This is a genomic window from Enterobacter sp. HK169, from assembly GCF_001719105.1.
Classification (GTDB): domain Bacteria; phylum Pseudomonadota; class Gammaproteobacteria; order Enterobacterales; family Enterobacteriaceae; genus Enterobacter; species Enterobacter asburiae_B.
In genome coordinates, this window is the sequence record NZ_CP017087.1 from 1,663,780 (window position 1) to 1,682,714 (window position 18,935).

14 protein-coding genes are annotated in these 18,935 nt (G+C 58.2%); 8 read left to right on the forward strand and 6 right to left on the reverse strand.

Going from position 1 to position 18,935, the window contains the following annotated elements; translation table 11 throughout:
- Window positions 1–22 precede the first annotated feature (22 nt).
- Window positions 23–2,302 (reverse strand): NADP-dependent oxaloacetate-decarboxylating malate dehydrogenase, encoded by a 2,280-nt coding sequence (gene maeB, locus EnteroDNA1_RS07925; RefSeq protein ID WP_064673728.1) that lies wholly within the window; start codon window positions 2,300–2,302, stop codon window positions 23–25.
- A 289-nt stretch (window positions 2,303–2,591) separates the two neighbouring features.
- Here maeB and tal point away from each other — a divergent pair, with 289 nt between their 5' ends.
- Both tal and tkt read left to right on the forward strand, forming a co-directional pair.
- Window positions 2,592–3,542 (forward strand): transaldolase, encoded by a 951-nt coding sequence (tal, locus tag EnteroDNA1_RS07930; protein WP_069303148.1) that lies wholly within the window; start codon window positions 2,592–2,594, stop codon window positions 3,540–3,542.
- A 19-nt stretch (window positions 3,543–3,561) separates the two neighbouring features.
- Window positions 3,562–5,550, forward strand: coding sequence for a transketolase (gene tkt, locus EnteroDNA1_RS07935; RefSeq protein WP_069303149.1), 1,989 nt, complete (start codon window positions 3,562–3,564; stop codon window positions 5,548–5,550).
- A 97-nt stretch (window positions 5,551–5,647) separates the two neighbouring features.
- Here the strand turns inward: tkt and EnteroDNA1_RS07940 are convergent, their stop codons facing one another.
- The 3 genes from EnteroDNA1_RS07940 to aegA all read right to left on the reverse strand — a co-directional run bounded on the left by EnteroDNA1_RS07940 (window position 5,648) and on the right by aegA (window position 9,429).
- Window positions 5,648–6,691, reverse strand: a complete 1,044-nt coding sequence (locus tag EnteroDNA1_RS07940; protein WP_048978872.1) for a DUF1176 domain-containing protein — start codon at window positions 6,689–6,691, stop codon at window positions 5,648–5,650.
- Window positions 6,692–6,792: 101 nt separating this feature from the next.
- Complete coding sequence (gene nudK, locus EnteroDNA1_RS07945) at window positions 6,793–7,386, reverse strand: GDP-mannose pyrophosphatase NudK (protein WP_064673731.1); 594 nt, start codon at window positions 7,384–7,386, stop codon at window positions 6,793–6,795.
- 66 nt (window positions 7,387–7,452) lie between these two features.
- Window positions 7,453–9,429 (reverse strand): formate-dependent uric acid utilization protein AegA, encoded by a 1,977-nt coding sequence (gene aegA / locus EnteroDNA1_RS07950; RefSeq protein WP_069303150.1) that lies wholly within the window; start codon window positions 9,427–9,429, stop codon window positions 7,453–7,455.
- 152 nt (window positions 9,430–9,581) lie between these two features.
- Here aegA and narQ point away from each other — a divergent pair, with 152 nt between their 5' ends.
- Both narQ and acrD read left to right on the forward strand, forming a co-directional pair.
- Window positions 9,582–11,276 carry a nitrate/nitrite two-component system sensor histidine kinase NarQ gene (gene narQ / locus EnteroDNA1_RS07955; protein WP_069303151.1) on the forward strand — a complete coding sequence of 565 codons (1,695 nt, stop codon included), beginning with the start codon at window positions 9,582–9,584 and terminating at the stop codon, window positions 11,274–11,276.
- 142 nt (window positions 11,277–11,418) lie between these two features.
- The gene (acrD, locus tag EnteroDNA1_RS07960) at window positions 11,419–14,532 is read left to right on the forward strand and encodes a multidrug efflux RND transporter permease AcrD (protein WP_069303152.1); all 3,114 of its coding nucleotides are present in this window, start codon (window positions 11,419–11,421) and stop codon (window positions 14,530–14,532) included.
- 108 nt (window positions 14,533–14,640) lie between these two features.
- Here acrD and ypfM read toward each other — a convergent pair whose 3' ends face one another.
- Window positions 14,641–14,700: a protein YpfM gene (ypfM, locus tag EnteroDNA1_RS22325; protein WP_015572204.1), complete on the reverse strand. Its 60-nt coding sequence runs from the start codon at window positions 14,698–14,700 to the stop codon at window positions 14,641–14,643.
- Window positions 14,701–15,087: 387 nt separating this feature from the next.
- On the opposite strand from ypfM, the gene EnteroDNA1_RS07965 reads away from it, so the two are divergent.
- The 4 genes from EnteroDNA1_RS07965 to EnteroDNA1_RS07980 all read left to right on the forward strand — a co-directional run bounded on the left by EnteroDNA1_RS07965 (window position 15,088) and on the right by EnteroDNA1_RS07980 (window position 18,056).
- A complete protein-coding gene (locus EnteroDNA1_RS07965) occupies window positions 15,088–15,438 on the forward strand; it encodes an ArsC family reductase (RefSeq protein ID WP_064673735.1) in 351 nt (116 codons plus the stop codon).
- Between the two features lie 10 nt (window positions 15,439–15,448).
- Window positions 15,449–16,576, forward strand: coding sequence for a succinyl-diaminopimelate desuccinylase (dapE, locus tag EnteroDNA1_RS07970; protein WP_039263709.1), 1,128 nt, complete (start codon window positions 15,449–15,451; stop codon window positions 16,574–16,576).
- Window positions 16,577–16,600: 24 nt separating this feature from the next.
- Complete coding sequence (locus EnteroDNA1_RS07975) at window positions 16,601–16,798, forward strand: YpfN family protein (RefSeq protein WP_014171111.1); 198 nt, start codon at window positions 16,601–16,603, stop codon at window positions 16,796–16,798.
- Window positions 16,799–16,913: 115 nt separating this feature from the next.
- Window positions 16,914–18,056: an IS481 family transposase gene (locus EnteroDNA1_RS07980; RefSeq protein ID WP_069303153.1), complete on the forward strand. Its 1,143-nt coding sequence runs from the start codon at window positions 16,914–16,916 to the stop codon at window positions 18,054–18,056.
- Between the two features lie 110 nt (window positions 18,057–18,166).
- Here EnteroDNA1_RS07980 and ypfH read toward each other — a convergent pair whose 3' ends face one another.
- On the reverse strand, window positions 18,167–18,862 hold the full coding sequence (gene ypfH, locus EnteroDNA1_RS07985) for an esterase (protein ID WP_069303154.1): 696 nt from the start codon (window positions 18,860–18,862) through the stop codon (window positions 18,167–18,169).
- Between the last annotated feature and the right edge of the window lie 73 nt (window positions 18,863–18,935).

An 18,935-nucleotide genomic window follows, 5' to 3' on the forward strand; every position in this document is an offset into this window, starting at 1 on the left:
AGGGAGAGGGTGAGGGTAAAAATTACAGCGGCTGCGTCTGCGCCTCAACCACCGCCAGCGCCACCATATTCACGATACGACGCACAGAGGCAATCGGCGTTAACACGTGCACCGGTTTCGCCACGCCCATCAGTACCGGTCCTACGGTCACCCCTTCAGAGCTGGAGACGCGCAGCAGGTTATAGCTGATACGCGCCGCTTCCACGTTCGGCATAATCAGTATGTTGGCCGATCCCTTCAGCGGGCTGTCCGGCATACGTTCGTTACGGATGCTTTCCACCAGCGCGGCATCGCCGTGCATTTCCCCGTCAATCATCAGCTCCGGCGCACGCTCGCGCACCAGCTCCAGCGTCTGACGCATTTTGCAGGCCGCCGCGGATTTAGACGAACCAAAGTTAGAGTGCGACAGCAGCGCCACCTTCGGCTCGATGCCAAAGCGACGGACGGTCTCGGCGGCCATCACCGTGATCTCCGCCAGCTCGTCCGGGGTCGGATCGTCGTTAACGTAGGTATCGGCAATAAAGGTGTTGCCGCTCGGCAGCAGCAGCGCGTTCATCGCCCCGGCGGTATGGACGCCGTCGCGATAGCCGAAGATCTCCTGCACCACGCTAAAGTGCTCGTGGTAGTCGCCGATGGTGCCGCAGATCAGCGCGTCCGCCTCGCCGCGATGCACCATGATCGCGCCGATCACCGTCGTGTTGCTGATGACCGCTTTCTGAGCCTGCTCCTGGGTGATCCCCCGGCGCTTCATGATCGCGTAGTATTCGCTCCAGTACTCTTTGAAGCGCGGATCGGATTCATTGTTAACGATCTCGAAGTCGATGCCCGGCTTAATCTGCAGGCCAAGCTTCTGGATACGCATTTCAATCACGCTCGGACGACCAATCAGGATCGGCTTCGCCAGGCCTAAGGTGATCAGCTCCTGGGTGGCGTGCAGCACGCGCGCCTCTTCCCCTTCCGCCAGCACCACGCGCTTCGCGTCGGCGCGGGCCTGAGAGAAGATCGGCTTCATGAACAGGTTCGTTTTATAGACAAACTCGGTGAGCTTATCGACGTAGGCGTCGAAATCGTGAATCGGACGCGTCGCCACGCCGGAGTCCATCGCCGCTTTGGCCACCGCTGGTGCAATCTTAACAATCAGACGCGGGTCGAACGGTTTTGGAATGATGTAGTCCGGGCCGAAGCTCAGATCCTGATCGCCGTACGCGGACGCAACCACTTCGCTCTGCTCGGCGTGCGCCAGCTCCGCGATGGCGTGAACGGCGGCAAGCTTCATCTCTTCGTTGATCGCCGTTGCGCCAACGTCCAGCGCGCCGCGGAAGATGAACGGGAAGCAGAGCACGTTGTTGACCTGGTTCGGGTAGTCCGAACGGCCGGTACAGATGATGGCGTCTTCACGCACCGCTTTCGCCAGCGGCGGCAGGATTTCCGGTTCCGGGTTCGCCAGGGCCAGGATCATTGGCGCACGCGCCATCTTCTTCACCATCTCCTGGGTCAGTACTTTCGGACCCGAGCAGCCGAGGAAGATATCCGCGCCGTCGATCACGTCGTCCAGGGTGCGTTTACCGTCGTCGTCCACCGCATACGCCGCTTTGGTTTCCGCCATGTTCGGCTCGCGGTCTTTATAGATAACGCCCTTGGAGTCGCAGACCACAATGTTGTGTTTCTGCATACCCAGCGCCACCAGCAGGTTCATACAGGCGATGGCCGCGGCGCCTGCGCCAGAGACCACCATGCGCACGTCGGAGAGATTTTTCTCTACCACGCGCAGGCCGTTGAGAATCGCGGCGGTGCTGATAATCGCGGTCCCGTGCTGGTCATCATGGAACACGGGAATGTTCATACGCTCGCGCAGCTTCTGCTCGATATAGAAACATTCCGGCGCTTTGATGTCTTCCAGGTTAATCCCGCCGAAGGTCGGCTCCAGCGCGGCCACCACGTTGATGAATTTGTCAGGATCGAGTTCGTCCACCTCGATATCGAACACGTCGATACCGGCGAATTTCTTGAACAGTACCCCCTTCCCTTCCATCACCGGCTTACCGGCCAGCGCGCCGATGTTGCCCAGCCCCAGCACCGCCGTGCCGTTAGAGATCACGGCGACAAGGTTGCCGCGCGCGGTGTATTTGTAGGCCGCCAGCGGGTCTTTTTCGATTTCCAGACACGGGGCTGCGACGCCCGGCGAATAGGCCAGCGCCAGATCGCGCTGGGTTGCCAGCGGCTTGGTTGGGGAGACCTGGATTTTGCCCGGGACAGGGAACTCGTGAAAATCGAGGGCACTCTGTTTCAACTGCTCATCCATCTTATTTTTCCTTTCACGTATCGGTCAAAAGGGTGACGTAAGCGATCCTGGTGCACACCCTGGTGTGCCGCCTAGTATCGCCTCAGGCCGCCTCCTAAACTTTGAAGGCAGCCAAACTCTCACCATCACACATTAAAAATTGTTATCAATTTATAACAGCCATGTTACCCGTCTCAAAAGCAATGCCTCCCCCGTCTGCTATGCTTTTTTGTTAAGTCCATCATGATTTTTCCAGAAGTGTGAACTAACGCACTCATCTAACTCTTTTATTTCCAAGGAGTAATCATTTATGAACCAGCTAGACGGCATCAAAAAATTCACCACCGTGGTTGCAGACAGCGGCGATATCGAGTCGATTCGCCACTATCAGCCGGAGGACGCGACCACTAACCCTTCGCTACTGCTCAAAGCTGCAGGGCTCGCCCATTTTAGTCATCTGATTGATGACGCCATTGCCTACGGTAAACAGCGCGGGAAAACGCAGGAGCAGCAGGTCGCCGAAGCCAGCGATAAGCTGGCGGTTAATTTTGGTGCGGAAATTCTTAAAAGCATCCCGGGCCGCGTCTCGACCGAAGTCGACGCCCGCCTCTCGTTCGATAAAGAAAAGAGCATTAATAAGGCGCGTCGCCTGGTGGAACTGTACGAGGAGCAGGGGATCGATAAATCACGCATTCTGATCAAGCTGGCGTCCACCTGGGAAGGCATCCGCGCGGCTGAGGTGTTGGAAAAAGAGGGCATCCACTGCAACCTGACCCTACTGTTCTCGTTTGCCCAGGCGCGCGCCTGCGCTGAAGCGGGCGTGTTCCTCGTCTCGCCGTTTGTCGGGCGCATCTACGACTGGTATCAGGCGAAACAGCCGATTGATCCGTACGTAGTGGATGAGGATCCGGGCGTGAAATCGGTCCGTAATATCTACGACTATTACAAACAGCACCGCTACGAAACTATCGTGATGGGGGCCAGCTTCCGCCGTACCGAGCAGATCCTCGCCCTGGCAGGCTGCGACCGTCTGACCATCTCCCCTAACCTGCTCCAGGAGCTCCAGGACAAAGAAGAAACGGTGATCCGCAAGCTGGTGCCGACCTCCACCGTTCTGCCAAAACCGAAAGCCATGACCGAAGCGGAGTTCCGCTGGGAGCACAATCAGGACGCCATGGCCGTGGAAAAACTGGCGGACGGCATCCGCCAGTTCGCCGTCGACCAGCGCAAACTTGAAGATCTTCTCGCCGCCAAACTTTAACCTTGCCACGGAGTGAACTATGTCCCGTAAAGAGCTAGCCAATGCCATTCGCGCCCTCAGCATGGATGCCGTGCAAAAAGCCAATTCCGGCCACCCCGGCGCGCCGATGGGCATGGCTGATATTGCCGAAGTGCTGTGGAACGACTTTCTGAAGCACAACCCCAATGACCCGACCTGGTACGATCGCGACCGCTTTATTCTCTCCAACGGTCACGCCTCAATGCTGCTCTACAGCCTGCTGCACCTTTCCGGCTACGATCTGCCGCTTGAGGAGTTGAAAAACTTCCGCCAGCTGCACTCCAAAACGCCGGGGCACCCGGAAATTGGCTATACCCCGGGGGTGGAAACGACGACCGGACCACTCGGTCAGGGGCTGGCCAATGCGGTCGGGCTGGCGATTGCTGAACGCACGCTGGCGGCACAGTTTAACCAGCCGGACCACGAGATTGTCGACCACTACACCTACGTGTTTATGGGCGACGGCTGCCTGATGGAGGGGATTTCACATGAGGTCTGCTCCCTGGCGGGCACGCTGGGGCTCGGCAAGCTGATTGGCTTCTACGATCACAACGGCATCTCCATCGACGGGGATACCGAAGGCTGGTTTACCGACGACACGGCAAAACGCTTTGAAGCCTACCACTGGCACGTGGTGCACGAGATCGACGGCCACGATCCTGAGGCGGTGAAAAAAGCGATTCAGGAAGCGCAGAGCGTGAAGGATAAACCGTCCCTGATTATCTGCCGCACGGTCATCGGCTTCGGCTCGCCGAACAAGGCGGGCAAAGAGGAGGCGCACGGCGCGGCGCTGGGCGAGGAGGAAGTCGCGCTGACCCGGCAGAAGCTGGGGTGGAAACATCCACCGTTTGAGATCCCGAAAGAGATCTACAGAGCCTGGGATGCCCGTGAGGCGGGTGAAAAGGCCCAGCAGTCCTGGAACGAGAAGTTCGCCGCCTACAAAAAAGCGCACCCGGATCTCGCCGCCGAGTTTTCCCGCCGCATGAGCGGTGGCCTGCCGGAGGACTGGGACGATAGAACCCAGGCGCTGATTGAAAACCTGCAGTCCAACCCGGCGAAAATCGCCACCCGCAAGGCGTCGCAAAATACCCTGAACGCAATCGGCCCTCTCCTGCCCGAACTGCTCGGCGGCTCGGCGGATCTGGCGCCCAGCAACCTGACCATCTGGTCGGGCTCAAAATCGCTGAAAGAGGACATCGCCGGGAACTACATCCACTACGGCGTGCGCGAGTTTGGGATGACCGCCATTGCCAACGGCATCGCCCATCACGGCGGGTTTGTGCCGTACACCGCCACCTTCCTGATGTTCGTCGAGTACGCCCGTAACGCGGCGCGCATGGCGGCCTTAATGAAGGCGCGGCAGATTATGGTCTACACCCATGACTCCATCGGACTCGGGGAAGACGGGCCTACTCACCAGGCGGTTGAACAGCTGGCAAGCCTGCGCCTGACGCCGAACTTCAGCACCTGGCGTCCGTGCGATCAGGTCGAAGCGGCGGTGGGCTGGAAGCTGGCGGTAGAACGCCACAACGGCCCAACGGCACTGATCCTGTCACGCCAGAACCTGGCGCAGATTGAGCGAACCCCGGAGCAGGTCAAAAACATCGCCCGCGGCGGCTACATCCTGAAGGACAGCGGCGGCAAGCCGGACGTGATCCTGATTGCGACCGGGTCCGAGGTGGAAATCACGGTGAAAGCGGCGGAGAAACTGACTGCCGAAGGTCACGCGGTGCGCGTGGTGTCCCTGCCCTCAACGGACATTTTCGACGCCCAGGACGAGGCGTACCGGGAATCGGTCCTGCCGTCCAGCGTCGCGGCTCGCGTAGCGGTGGAAGCCGGTATTGCCGACTACTGGTACAAATATGTCGGGCTCAAAGGGGCGATTGTCGGCATGCGGGGCTACGGCGAGTCCGCCCCTGCCGATAAGCTGTTCCCGTACTTCGGCTTTACCGTTGAGAACGTGGTGGAGAAGGCGCTGAGCGTGATCTAGTGGGGTCTGCGTTGCCGGGTGGCGGCTACGCCTTACCCGGCCTACTAAAACCGCCAAACCGTAGGCCGGGTAAGCAACAGCGCCACCCGGCATAAAACTACCGCGTGATCCACAGCGTGGGCCAGGCATCTGGCCCGTTCCAGTTGTCGCAGCTGGGCTCCTCGGCGTAGCGAACCAGGCGGAAGCGCTGGCCGTCAAAACGCCAGCGCGTCTGGATCCCGCAATCGCCCAAACCGCGCCCCAGCGCGAGCGTTGTCAGCTCGCGCGTCTTTTCATCAAAGCTCGCGTTCATCAACTCCATTTCGCTCCCGTCGCCTGACGGCGTAAACGGCAGACGCAGCCTGACGCTGCGCGCGGTGAACGGTTTTTTACGCGATACCAGCCACGCCAGATCGACCGTGTTATAGGCCCCCGCCTCGCAGCTGACGATCAGCAACGCTTTGTCATCGGTTAACGCGGTGACGCGCACTTCCCGGCGGTTAGGATCCAGCGAGCACTGGCTGGTGTTCATCCGCCCGGTGCCATAATCCAGCAGGTCGTTCAGTTCGGCGTGGGAGAGCGGCGTCGGGGTCGGGTTGACGACCGCCACCTTTTTAAGGGCAGGAGCAGGCGGAACGCTTAACGGCGGATCGTCACCTTTCTTGATCCACGCGGTTTCGCTGCCGACGCGCTTTTGCTGCGCATCAATGAACAGCAGCGCGGCTTTCAGACCGCTCAGCGAAATAACCTGCTTGCCGTCGCGCAGGGTCAGGGCCTTCCCTTCCTGGATGTTTTTCAGAAAGGCGGTGATGGTGGCCGCATCGTCCGTTTTAAGATGCCAGGGCGTGAGCTGCCAGCGCTGTTTGTCCAGCTTCAGGGGAACGTTATCCAGCAGCAGCCGGGGGGCAATCTCTGGCTCTTTTACCGAGGGCGTATCAAGGCCGCCGAGATCGATACGCAGCGTGGCGTCCGTTTTCGCCCCGGCGCTACGGGTGAGCGTCATGACCAGACCACGGTGTTCACCGGTATTGCGTGCGAGGCAAAAATTCTGGTTATTGCAGGTTACCTGCCAGTCGGAGAAGGCTTGCTGGGCAGGTGCAGCCCGCACCTGCGGCGCGAGGAGCACACAAAACAGGTAAAACAAAAAGACGCTGTAGCGCATGAATGACACAATCCCGGAACGAAAACGCTTAACTGGGCAGTATCTTCGTGTTCCCGCCGGGGTTGCTCAATCGGATTTATCAGATATACCCGAAAAACAGGCTATATCCGTTCGAAAGTGGTGTTCATCAGCCCGGTTGTCTGTAAATACTGCAGTAATATCACCGCTTTACCATCCCTGATTTCGCCTGAACGCACCATCTCCAGCGCCCGGGCAAAAGGAAGCTCCAGCACTTCGATATCTTCATCCTCCACGCCACCGCCCCGGTGAGTGCGCTGCGCGTCGCTGTATTCCGCAATGAAGAAATGCACAATTTCCGTTACGCCGCCCGGCGACATAAACAGCTCGAAGACCTTTTTGACCTCGCCCACTTCGAAGCCGGTCTCTTCCACGGCCTCTTTGCGGATACAAACTTCCGGCTCATCATCATCGAGCAGGCCCGCGCAGGTTTCAATCAGACGTCCGTCAGGGTTGCCATTAACCCATGTCGCCACCCTGAACTGACGGATCAGCACCACGCTCTGCTTTTCACGGTTATAGAGCAGAATGGTTGCCCCGTTGCCGCGGTCGTAGACCTCGCGTTTGTGCCGGATCACCTCACCGTTGTTACGCGTAAGATCATAGGTGATGTTACGCAGGACAAAGTAGTTTTCAGAGAGAATTTTGTCTTTGATAACGTCAATTTTCAGGGTCATACGGGCTCCACAACACAATGAGTCGTCTTATACTACGCCGTCAATCCCGCTTTGTCGCCCGCCGGTTTAATGATGATTTGGGGCGTTAACCCCAAGCCAGTCGAGTATCCCCTGCGCCGCATGACGCCCTTCCGCCATTGCGGTCACCACCAGATCCGCGCCGCGTACCGCATCGCCCCCGGCGAAGATCTGTGGGTTAGTCGTCTGGTAACGGTAGCGGCTCTCGACGGAGGCAACGATCCGCCCCCGGTCGTCCGTTTCGACACCCTGCGCCTGCAGCCACGGCATCGCGTGCGGGTTAAAACCAAACGCCATGATGACCGCATCAGCGGCCATCACGAACTCGCTGCCCGCCACGGGAACCGGTCGACGCCGTCCCTGCGCGTCCGGTTCACCGAGCTCAGTACGCAGCATTCGGATACCGTTGACCTTACCGTTCGGATCCAGCGTCAGCTCAACCGGCTGGACGTTAAATTCAAACGCCGCGCCCTCTTCTCGGGCGTTCTTCACCTCTTTCTTCGAGCCCGGCATATTGGCCTCATCCCGACGATAGGCGCAGGTCACCTTTGCCGCGCCGTTGCGTAACGCGGTGCGGACGCAGTCCATCGCGGTATCGCCCCCGCCAAGCACCACCACGTTTAAGCCCTGGGTATCGATAAACGGTTCGCTGGCCGTCGACTCCAGCCCCATAACATGGCGCGTATTACCTACAAGGAAAGGCAGCGCGTCATAAACCCCAGGCGCGTCTTCATGCGGGATACCCGCCTTCATCGAGCGGTAGGTTCCCACGCCAATAAACAGGGCGTCGTACTCGTTCTTTAACTGCGACATCGACACGTCCTGGCCCACCTCGCAGTTCAGCTCGAAGCGGATCCCCATCGCGGTAAATATCTCTCTGCGCCGCGCGAGCAGCGATTTGTCCAGCTTGAATGCCGGGATGCCAAAGGTCAGCAATCCGCCAATTTCCGGATGCCGGTCATAGACAGTCACACTCGCGCCGCTGCGCGCCAGCACGTCGGCGCACGCCAGCCCGGCGGGCCCCGCGCCGACGATCGCGACACGTTTACCTGTCGGCGTGACGGCGGACATATCTGGCCGCCAGCCCATCGCCAGCGCCCGATCGGAGATATAGCGCTCGATGTTACCGATGGTCACGGATCCCGCCTCTTCACGTATTGTGCAGGCACCCTCGCATAATCGGTCCTGCGGACAGACGCGGCCGGTAATTTCAGGTAAACAGTTGGTCTGATGTGAAAGCTCGACCGCGCCGGCGATATCCCCCGTGTTGAGGCGCTCGATCCACTGCGGGATGTGGTTATGCAGCGGGCAGGTCCATTCGCAAATGCTGTGCTCTCCGCATTTCAGGCAGCGCGACGCCTCGCGGGCGGCCTGCTCGTCCCGGAACGGCAGGTAAATTTCGTTAAAATGGCCCACGCGTTCTGCGGCAGCCAGCTTGTCGGGCTCGCCGCGTGGCGGGGTTGTTTGCATCTGATGCAGTTTGGTGCGCGAAGCGTCCTCTCTGACGGCTTCCGCATGCCAGGGCTGCGCTTCCAGGCAGGCCGTGCGCTGGCGGCGCGATTTCGCCAGAGTATCAAGGACAGCAGGCGTCGCCAGTGAGAGGACATCTGCCGGGCAATTTTCGATACAGGCCGGGCCGTGTAGCCGCGTCAGACAGAGATCGCATTTATTCGCCGAGGCCTTCACGCCGCCGTTGTCGAGCGGGGTGACGATAATCTCCATCGTGCCAAACGGGCAGGCCACCACGCAGGCCTTACAGCCGATGCATTTTTGTTGATTCACCTGTACGCTGTCATCGCATTTGCTGATGGCGCCGTTCGGACAGCTTTGCGCGCAGGGCGCATTTTCACAGTGATGGCAGGTGACGGGGCTACTCTTCTCGCCGGACCTCAGGACCGTAATGCGGGGATGAAAATGGCGCTCGCTCAGGACGTGCTGCTCATCGTTGTGCGCCATCACGCAGGCCACTTCGCAGGCGCGACACCCGATGCACTGCTGGCTGTTAGCCATAATAAAACGATTCATAACCACACCTGTTTTTGGTTCAATAACCTTATTCTTTGTATGAATATGGTATTTACGCATCACGGCGCGATCGGGCAATGTTCAAATGCCCGGAATGCCGAATTATTTACAGTGAACCTGTAGCAGATCAATTTTATTCAGAGAGCCGTTCTGTGACCGTTAAACGACCCGTTTCCGGAAGCCTTGCCTGGGCTTTCTTTTCGATAATTGCCTTATCGGTGCTGACCAGTACCGTCGCGCTGCTGACGCTAGCCAGCAGCCAGCGTGACGCCGAAGCCATTAATATCGCGGGTTCGCTGCGCATGCAGAGCTATCGTCTGGGCTACGAGATGCAGCGCAACAGCCATGCCCTTGCCGCGCATCGCGACAGCTGGCAACGGACGCTGAGCGCGCCTGCCCTGCAGAAGCTGAACCGCTGGTACGTCCCGGACAATGTTAAAGCGCGCTACCAGCAGCTGCACGTAGCCTGGCTGGAGATGGATGCGCGCATCGCCCGCGGCGACAGCGCGTGGTATCAAACCCACATTGAGGATTTTGTCGGCCGCATTGATGCCTTTGTGCTCGCCCTCCAGAACTACACCGAACATAAAATCCAGACGGTGACCCTGCTCTCGCTGGCGGGCGCTCTCGGGATCCTGCTGCTGACGCTATTTACCCTGCGACGCATCCGTCGCCAGGTGGTGTTGCCGCTTAACAATCTGGTGGCGGCCAGCGAACGGGTTGAGCGAGGGGAATTTGCAACCCCGGCGCCCGATACCGCCCTGCCGAACGAGCTGGGCCAACTCTCCCGCGCCTTCAACCACATGTCCGCCGAGCTGGCTACGCTCTACCGTTCGCTCGAAGCCTCGGTCGCGGAAAAGACTCGGCATCTGCATGAAGCCCACCAGCAGCTCGACATGCTGTTCAAATGCTCTCAGGCGCTGAATACCGGCCAGATAGACAGCCACTGCTTTCGGCATATCCTGCAGATTGTCCATGACTATACGCAGATGAATTATCTCGAACTGCGCACCAGCGACGACTGGCGGCTGTCTGAAGGGACGGAGTCACATGGTATTCCTCTGCAGCACCTGCCGGTACTGATGCAGGACACCCTTTACGGCGAGCTGCGCTGGCAAAGCGAGACGGACAGCGTTCCCCTTCCGCTGATGAGAAGCGTGGCGACCATGCTCGGGCGCGGGCTGTACTTTAACCAGGCGCAAAAACATTACCAGCAGCTGCTGCTGATGGAAGAGCGCGCCACCATTGCCCGCGAGCTGCACGATTCGCTGGCGCAGGTGCTGTCGTATCTGCGCATTCAGCTTGCGCTACTCAAACGCGCCGTGCCCGAGGAAAATACCCCGGCGCAGACCATCATCACCGACTTCTCACGCGAGCTGAATAATGCCTGGCAGCAGCTGCGCGAGCTGCTCACCACCTTCCGCCTGACGCTGAACCACGCAAACTTACCCGCGGCGCTGCAGGAGTCCCTCGACGTCCTGCAGAGCCAGACGCAGGCGAAGCTGCATTTAGACTGCCGCCTCTCCTCGCTGGCGCTGGACGCGCAAAAGCAGGTGCATTTGCTGCAGATCGTGCGTGAGGCCGTGCTGAACGCCATTAAGCACGCGCAGGCCAGCGAGATCACCGTCAGCTGCGTGACCGCCGTGGACGGTACGCACAGCGTCAGCATTCGTGACAACGGCATCGGGATTGGCGAAGCCAGCGAGCCGCCAGGACATTACGGCCTGAATATTATGCGCGAACGTGCGCAACGGCTCGGAGGAATGCTGCACTTCTCGCAGCCGCAAAACGGCGGCACGCTGGTCAGCGTGACGTTCCCTGCACCCGCGCCGTTAACGGGTAAATAACGGTAAAGGAGGACGCGCGGGAAAAAGCGCATGATAATTTACATTATCTCCTTTATTTCTCCACGTTTGACCTGGGCCTTACCGCTAAAGTTATGCGGGCAATAAACAATAATGACGTGCAGCAAAACGAGGTCACACTTTCATGGCGAATTTTTTCATCGATCGCCCCATTTTTGCCTGGGTGCTTGCCATCCTGTTGTGTCTGACAGGTGTCCTGGCGATTACTTCACTTCCTGTTGAGCAATACCCCGATCTGGCACCGCCTAACGTGCGCGTAACGGCAAACTACCCCGGCGCCTCCGCTCAAACGCTGGAAAACACCGTGACGCAGGTTATCGAGCAGAACATGACGGGTCTGGATAACCTGATGTACATGTCCTCACAAAGTAGCGCCACGGGCCAGGCGACGGTTACCCTGAGCTTTAAGGCGGGCACGGACCCGGACGAAGCGGTGCAGCAGGTGCAAAACCAGCTGCAGTCGGCCATGCGCAAGCTGCCCCAGGCGGTGCAGAATCAGGGCGTGACCGTGCGTAAAACCGGTGATACCAACATTTTAACCATCGCGTTTGTCTCGACAGATGGCTCGATGGATAAACAGGACATTGCCGACTACGTCGCCAGTAATATTCAGGATCCCATCAGCCGTATCAACGGCGTCGGGGATATCGACGCCTATGGCTCACAATACTCTATGCGCATCTGGCTCGACCCCAACAAGCTGAACAGCGTCCAGATGACGGCAACCGACGTGACGAATGCCATCAAGGCCCAGAACGCCCAGATTGCGGTGGGGCAGCTGGGGGGAACGCCGTCCGTCGATAAGCAGGCCCTGAACGCCACCATCAATTCGCAATCCCTGCTGCAGACGCCGGACCAGTTCCGCAACATCACCCTGCGCGTGAATCAGGATGGGTCGGAAGTGCGTCTGGGCGATGTCGCCACGGTGGAAATGGGGGCGGAAAAATATGACTACCTAAGCCGCTTTAACGGCAATCAGGCCTCCGGTCTGGGGATAAAGCTTGCCTCGGGCGCAAACGAAATGGCCACGGCGAAACTGGTGCTGGACCGTCTGGACGAGCTTTCACAGTATTTCCCGCACGGGCTGGAGTACAAAGTCGCCTATGAAACCACCTCCTTCGTTAAAGCGTCGATCGAGGACGTGGTGAAGACCCTGCTGGAGGCCATCGCGCTGGTGTTCCTGGTGATGTACCTGTTCCTGCAAAACTTCCGCGCGACGCTGATCCCAACCATTGCCGTGCCCGTGGTGCTGCTGGGGACCTTTGCGGTGCTTTACGCGTTCGGGTACAGCATTAACACCCTGACGATGTTTGCGATGGTGCTGGCGATTGGCCTTCTGGTGGATGATGCCATCGTGGTGGTTGAAAACGTCGAACGCATCATGAGCGAAGAAGGACTCTCCCCGCGCCAGGCGACGCGCAAATCCATGGGGCAAATTCAGGGGGCGCTGGTCGGTATCGCGATGGTGCTGTCGGCCGTCTTTATCCCGATGGCCTTTTTTGGCGGCACAACCGGGGCGATTTACCGTCAGTTCTCAATAACCATCGTCTCGGCGATGGTGCTCTCCGTGCTGGTGGCGCTGATCCTCACCCCCGCGCTGTGCGCCACCATTCTGAAACCGCTGCACAAAGGGGAGCAGCACGGGCAAAAAGGGTTCTTCGGCTGGTTTAACCGGATGTTCAACCGCAATGCCGCGCGGTATGAATCTGCCGTCGGTGGCGTGCTCCATCGCAGCCTGCGCTGGATGATGATTTACGTTGTGCTGCTGGGCGGCATGGTCTGGCTGTTTATGCATCTCCCCACCTCGTTCCTGCCGATGGAAGACCGGGGCATGTTCACCACCTCGGTTCAGCTCCCGAGCGGCGCAACGCAGCAGCAGACGCTGAAAGTGGTCCAGAAAGTGGAGCAGTACTTCTTCACCAAAGAGAAAGATAACGTTGTGTCGGTCTTCTCCACCGTGGGCTCTGGCCCGGGCGGAAACGGGCAGAACGTCGCCCGCATGTTCGTCCGCCTGAAGGACTGGGACGAGCGCGATACCAAAACCGGAACGTCATTTGCCATTATTGAACGTGCGACCAAAGCTTTTGCGCATATTAAAGAGGCGCGCGTCTTCGCCAGCAGCCCGCCGGCGATAAGCGGTCTGGGCAGTTCCGCCGGGTTTGATATGGAGCTGCAGGATCACGCCGGTGCGGGCCACACGGCGCTGATGGCGGCACGCGATAAGCTGTTAGCGCTGGCGGGCAACGATCCTGGCCTGACCCGCGTCCGCCATAACGGTCTTGACGACAGCCCGCAGCTCCAGGTGGATATCGATCAGCGTAAGGCGCAGGCGCTGGGCGTCTCGATCAACGATATCAACGACACCCTGCAAACGGCGTGGGGCTCAAGCTATGTGAATGACTTTATGGATCGCGGCCGCGTGAAAAAAGTGTATGTCCAGTCCGCCGCGCCGTTCCGCATGCTGCCGGATGATATAAACCGCTGGTTTGTCAGGAATAACGCTGGCGGCATGGTGCCGTTCTCCGCGTTTGCCACCTCGCGCTGGGAGAGCGGTTCGCCGCGTCTGGAGCGCTATAACGGCTACTCTGCGGTTGAAATCGTCGGGGAAGCTGCGCCGGGCGTCAGTACCGGTACCGCTATGGATACCATGGAAAAACTGGTCCAGCAGCTGCCCGCCGGTTTTGGTCTGGAGTGGACGGCCATGTCCTACCAGGAGCGTCTCTCCGGGGCACAGGCTCCCGCACTTTACGCGCTCTCTCTGCTGGTGGTCTTCCTCTGCCTAGCCGCACTGTATGAAAGCTGGTCGGTACCGTTCTCGGTCATGCTGGTCGTGCCCCTTGGGGTTATCGGTGCGCTGCTGGCGACCTGGATGCGCGGCCTCGAGAACGATGTTTACTTCCAGGTGGGTCTGCTCACCGTGATTGGGCTATCGGCGAAAAACGCCATTCTGATCGTTGAATTTGCCAACGAGATGAATGCCAAAGGCCACGAGCTGATGGCCGCCACGCTGCACGCCTGCCGTCAGCGCTTACGCCCGATCCTGATGACGTCGCTGGCGTTTGTCTTTGGCGTACTGCCGATGGCAACCAGTACGGGTGCAGGCTCCAGCAGCCAGCATGCCGTCGGGACGGGGGTGATGGGCGGCATGATTTCGGCCACCATCCTGGCCATTTACTTCGTGCCGTTGTTCTTTGTGCTGGTGCGTCGTCGCTTCCCGCTAAAGGAACGGGCTGAGTAAGTGATTGAAATAAAAAAGGCGGCTTTATCGGCCGCCTTTTTATTGTGTGATTAATTCACACTATGGTTATTTTACTTATTTTAGTGCTCTTGCAATTCTTACTGAATGTCATTTACGAAGCATGCCTTCGATAAAATCTTTCCAGTTCCCCAGTTCACGTTCAATCATAACAACCTCTCTTATTATTATGCGCATTCTACAAAAACGGACCATCATTGTGAAGATTATTTAACCAATTGCTGTGATTGTACCCCACGTCCTGCGGGGATTTATGATAAATATGAACGGAGAGGCCTCAATTTTTTGTGACGGCTAGCAATATTTTGAAATAACCCTCCGAACGGGTGAGTTTTATTTTACCCGCTGAGTTTATTCGAAATTTAAACTTTATGGACATCTATGCTTAAAGGGTGAAAGAATATTCAGCGTACAGATGTGAGTTGAATTAAGAAGAAGCGTAAATCCAGACGATTCCTGAATGTGTTATATTCCACTTAAGGATATATCTTCGAATTTACTGAACATTTAATCATCATTAGGTCAAAAGGATTCACCATGGTTGTGATGTACGGCATTAAAAATTGCGACACCATCAAAAAAGCCCGCCGCTGGCTGGAAGCAAACGACGTGGAGTATCGTTTTCACGATTACCGTGCAGACGGGCTTGATGCAGAATTTCTGCATAGCGCGATCGGCGAGCTGGGGTGGGAAGCCCTGCTGAACACCCGCGGCACCACCTGGCGTAAGCTGGACGAATCTCTGCGCGCCAGCATCAACAACGCCGACAGCGCGGCAAAACTGATGCTCGACATGCCGGCAATTATCAAACGCCCATTGCTCTGCGCGCCAGGGCAGCCTATGCTGCTGGGTTTCAGTGAAACCCTTTATTCCGACTTTTTTCGTTGAGGTGTAGTTTATGTCATGCCCGGTCATTGAGCTGACTCAGCAGCTTATTCGCCGTCCTTCCCTTAGCCCGGACGACGCAGGTTGTCAGGCACTTATGATTGAGCGCCTGCGTGCCATCGGTTTTACCGTTGAACGCATGGATTTTGGCGATACCCAGAACTTCTGGGCGTGGCGCGGACAGGGCGAAACGCTGGCCTTTGCCGGGCATACTGACGTCGTTCCCGCCGGTGACGCGGATCGCTGGATCAACCCGCCGTTTGAACCGACCATCCGCGACGGCATGCTGTTTGGTCGCGGCGCGGCAGACATGAAAGGCTCGCTGGCGGCGATGGTCGTGGCGGCAGAGCGCTTTGTGGCTCAGCATCCAAACCACAAAAACCGTCTGGCGTTTTTAATCACCTCCGACGAAGAAGCCAGCGCCCATAACGGCACCGTGAAGGTTGTTGAAGCGCTGATGGCGCGTAACGAGCGTCTCGACTACTGCCTGGTCGGTGAGCCGTCCAGTACCGAAGTGGTGGGCGATGTCGTCAAAAACGGGCGCCGAGGCTCGCTGACCTGTAACCTGACCATTCACGGCGTTCAGGGGCACGTGGCTTACCCGCATCTGGCCGATAACCCGGTCCATCGCGCTGCGCCGATGCTGAGCGAACTGGTGGGCATCGAGTGGGATAAAGGCAACGAATTTTTTCCGCCAACCAGCATGCAGATTGCGAACGTCAAGGCCGGGACCGGCAGCAATAACGTGATCCCGGGTGATTACTTCGTCCAGTTTAACTTCCGCTTCAGCACCGAACTGACCGATGAGATGATCAAGGCGCGCGTTATCGCGCTGCTGGAAAAATATCACCTGCGCTACACTGTGGAGTGGTGGCTTTCCGGCCAGCCGTTCCTGACGCAGCGCGGTAAGCTGGTGGATGCGGTGGTGAACGCCATCGAGCACTATAATGAAATTAAGCCACAGCTGCTGACAACGGGTGGCACCTCAGACGGACGCTTTATCGCCCGTATGGGCGCCCAGGTTGTCGAACTGGGTCCAGTGAACGCAACCATTCATAAAATCAATGAGTGTGTCAATGCGGCAGATTTGCAACTGCTGGCCCGTATGTATCAACGTATTATGGAGCAACTCGTCGCCTGACGAACGCTCTGAGAGGAATAGCGAATGGATTGGCTTTCAAAGTACTGGTGGATTCTGGTGTTAGTTTTTCTGGTTGGCGTACTGCTGAACGTGATTAAAGATCTTAAGCGCGTTGACCATAAAAAATTTCTCGCCAACAAACCGGATCTTCCCCCGCACCGTGATTTTAACGACAAGTGGGACGATGACGACGACTGGCCGAAGAAGGACCAGAAGAAGTAATCCCCTCACCCCCAGCCCCTCTCCCCTGTACGATCCGGGGACATAGTGAACACTTGTTCGGGGACATGGTAGACACTTACAACTAAGGCATAAGAACCCGTTTATGGAGTCGCTTATGCCCTGGGATGCGAGAGATACCATGTCATTACGTACCGAGTTTGTTTTGTTCGCCTCGCAGGACGGGGCGAACATCCGTTACCTCTGCCGTCACTACGGCATTTCACCTGCCACCGGCTACAAGTGGCTTCAGCGCTGGGCTCAGGAAGGCCCGTCCGGCCTTCAGGACCGCCCCCGCATACCCCGTCATTCCCCGAACCGCTCGTCAGACGACATTACAGCCCTGCTGCGCATGGCCCATGACCGCCATGAACGCTGGGGAGCACGCAAGATTAAGCGCTGGCTCGAAGACCAGGGGCACCGCATGCCCGCCTTCAGCACCGTCCATAACCTGATGGCCCGCCATGGTCTTCTGCCGGGCGCTTCACCGGGCATTCCCGGCACGGGCCGCTTCGAACACGACGCGCCGAACCGCCTCTGGCAGATGGATTTTAAGGGCCACTTTTCCTTTGACGGTGGCCGCAGCCATCCGCTCACCCTGCTGGACGACCACTCCCGTTTTTCCCTGTGCCTCACACACTGTACCGATGAACGGCGCGAGACCGTGCAGCAGCAACTGGTCAGCGTGTTTGAACGCTACGGCCTGCCGGACCGGATGACGATGGACAACGGCTCACCGTGGGGCGACACCACCGGTACCTGGACAGCGCTGGAGCTGTGGCTGATGCGCCAGGGTATCCGGGTGGGCCATTCCCGGCCTTATCATCCGCAGACGCAGGGCAAGCTGGAGCGTTTTCACCGCAGCCTGAAGGCCGAAGTGCTGCAGGGAAAATGGTTCGCGGACAGCGGTGAGCTGCAGCGCGCCTTTGACCACTGGCGGACGGTCTACAACCTTGAACGCCCGCACGAGGCGCTGGATATGGCGGTACCGGCCTCGCGGTATCAGCCGTCAGCGCGGCAGTACAGAGGCATCATGACGCCACCGGAATATGATGACGGGGTGATGGTCAGGAAAGTGGATATCAGCGGCAAGCTGAGCGTGAAAGGGGTGAGTCTGAGCGCAGGCAAGGCGTTCAGGGGAGAGCGGGTCGGGCTGAAGGAGACGGAGGAAAATGGCTGCTATGAAGTGTGGTGGTACAGCACGAAAGTGGGGGTGATCGACCTGAAGAAAAAGTCGATCACCATGGGTAAAGGGTGTTAAAAAGTGTTCACCATGTCCCCGAACACCTGTCTACCATGTCCCCGGACCGTACATCCCCAGAGGGGCGAGGGGAGCCATGTTCCCTCCCCCTTAGAGGTGAGGGGAAATAATCACATAAACTCTACAATATCATCGTTATCCGGCTTGCCGCCGCTGAGCGCTTCATCAAAGTAGTGCTTCGGTACGGTATAGCGCAAACGATCGAGCGCGAACTGCATGCTACGGTCGTCAATCGCGTGGCCCAGATCGTCAACAATATCCAGCGTCACGTCCCCACCTTCGCGAATCAGCGCTTCCTGAGCGGCAACCGCATGCGAGAGCTCAATCACCCGGTCTTCACCACCGTGGATCAGGTGGATCGTGGTCTGCGTGGTCGCGCTTGTCGGTAACGTCGCAAAACGGCCGTTAAACGCAATGACGCGTGACGCCAGACCCGGCTGCGCTTTTACGCTTTCCAGCGACATGATTGACCCCTGCGAGAAGCCAATCAGCGCGGTCGCGTCAGCACCCACGCCGCTCTGCTGCTGCCAGTAGCGGACGATGTCGATAAAGGTAGGCATGATGGCGTCGATGCGAGCCTGACGGTTCTCTTCCGTCACGCCCTGAACAGAGAACCACTGGCGTCCGTTCGGACCACATGGCTCTACGCCACCGATGCTGACAATCAATGCCTCCGGAAACACGGGCGCAAACCAGCTGCCAATCTGACCCATATTGACGGCATTATCGCCAACGCCATGAAACAGAAGCAGTAACTGTTTAGCCGGTTTGTCAGGGCTTTGAACAACAAAATGGTCGCGTTTCATGGTGGTCTCCTTAATAGATGACCTGGATTCTACGCCTCCCGACGTGAATGACCATGCCACTTTACTGAAGAAG

Bases quoted from the DNA above. Each gene is read 5' to 3' on its own strand.
- EnteroDNA1_RS07980 (WP_069303153.1), top strand. From the start codon at position 16,914: ATGCCCTGGGATGCGAGAGATACCATGTCATTACGTACCGAGTTTGTT.
- maeB (WP_064673728.1), bottom strand. From the start codon at position 2,302: ATGGATGAGCAGTTGAAACAGAGTGCCCTCGATTTTCACGAGTTCCCT.
- ypfH (WP_069303154.1), bottom strand. From the start codon at position 18,862: ATGAAACGCGACCATTTTGTTGTTCAAAGCCCTGACAAACCGGCTAAA.
- dapE (WP_039263709.1), top strand. From the start codon at position 15,449: ATGTCATGCCCGGTCATTGAGCTGACTCAGCAGCTTATTCGCCGTCCT.
- EnteroDNA1_RS07940 (WP_048978872.1), bottom strand. From the start codon at position 6,691: ATGCGCTACAGCGTCTTTTTGTTTTACCTGTTTTGTGTGCTCCTCGCG.
- tal (WP_069303148.1), top strand. From the start codon at position 2,592: ATGAACCAGCTAGACGGCATCAAAAAATTCACCACCGTGGTTGCAGAC.
- EnteroDNA1_RS07965 (WP_064673735.1), top strand. From the start codon at position 15,088: ATGGTTGTGATGTACGGCATTAAAAATTGCGACACCATCAAAAAAGCC.
- tkt (WP_069303149.1), top strand. From the start codon at position 3,562: ATGTCCCGTAAAGAGCTAGCCAATGCCATTCGCGCCCTCAGCATGGAT.
- EnteroDNA1_RS07975 (WP_014171111.1), top strand. From the start codon at position 16,601: ATGGATTGGCTTTCAAAGTACTGGTGGATTCTGGTGTTAGTTTTTCTG.
- acrD (WP_069303152.1), top strand. From the start codon at position 11,419: ATGGCGAATTTTTTCATCGATCGCCCCATTTTTGCCTGGGTGCTTGCC.
- nudK (WP_064673731.1), bottom strand. From the start codon at position 7,386: ATGACCCTGAAAATTGACGTTATCAAAGACAAAATTCTCTCTGAAAAC.
- aegA (WP_069303150.1), bottom strand. From the start codon at position 9,429: ATGAATCGTTTTATTATGGCTAACAGCCAGCAGTGCATCGGGTGTCGC.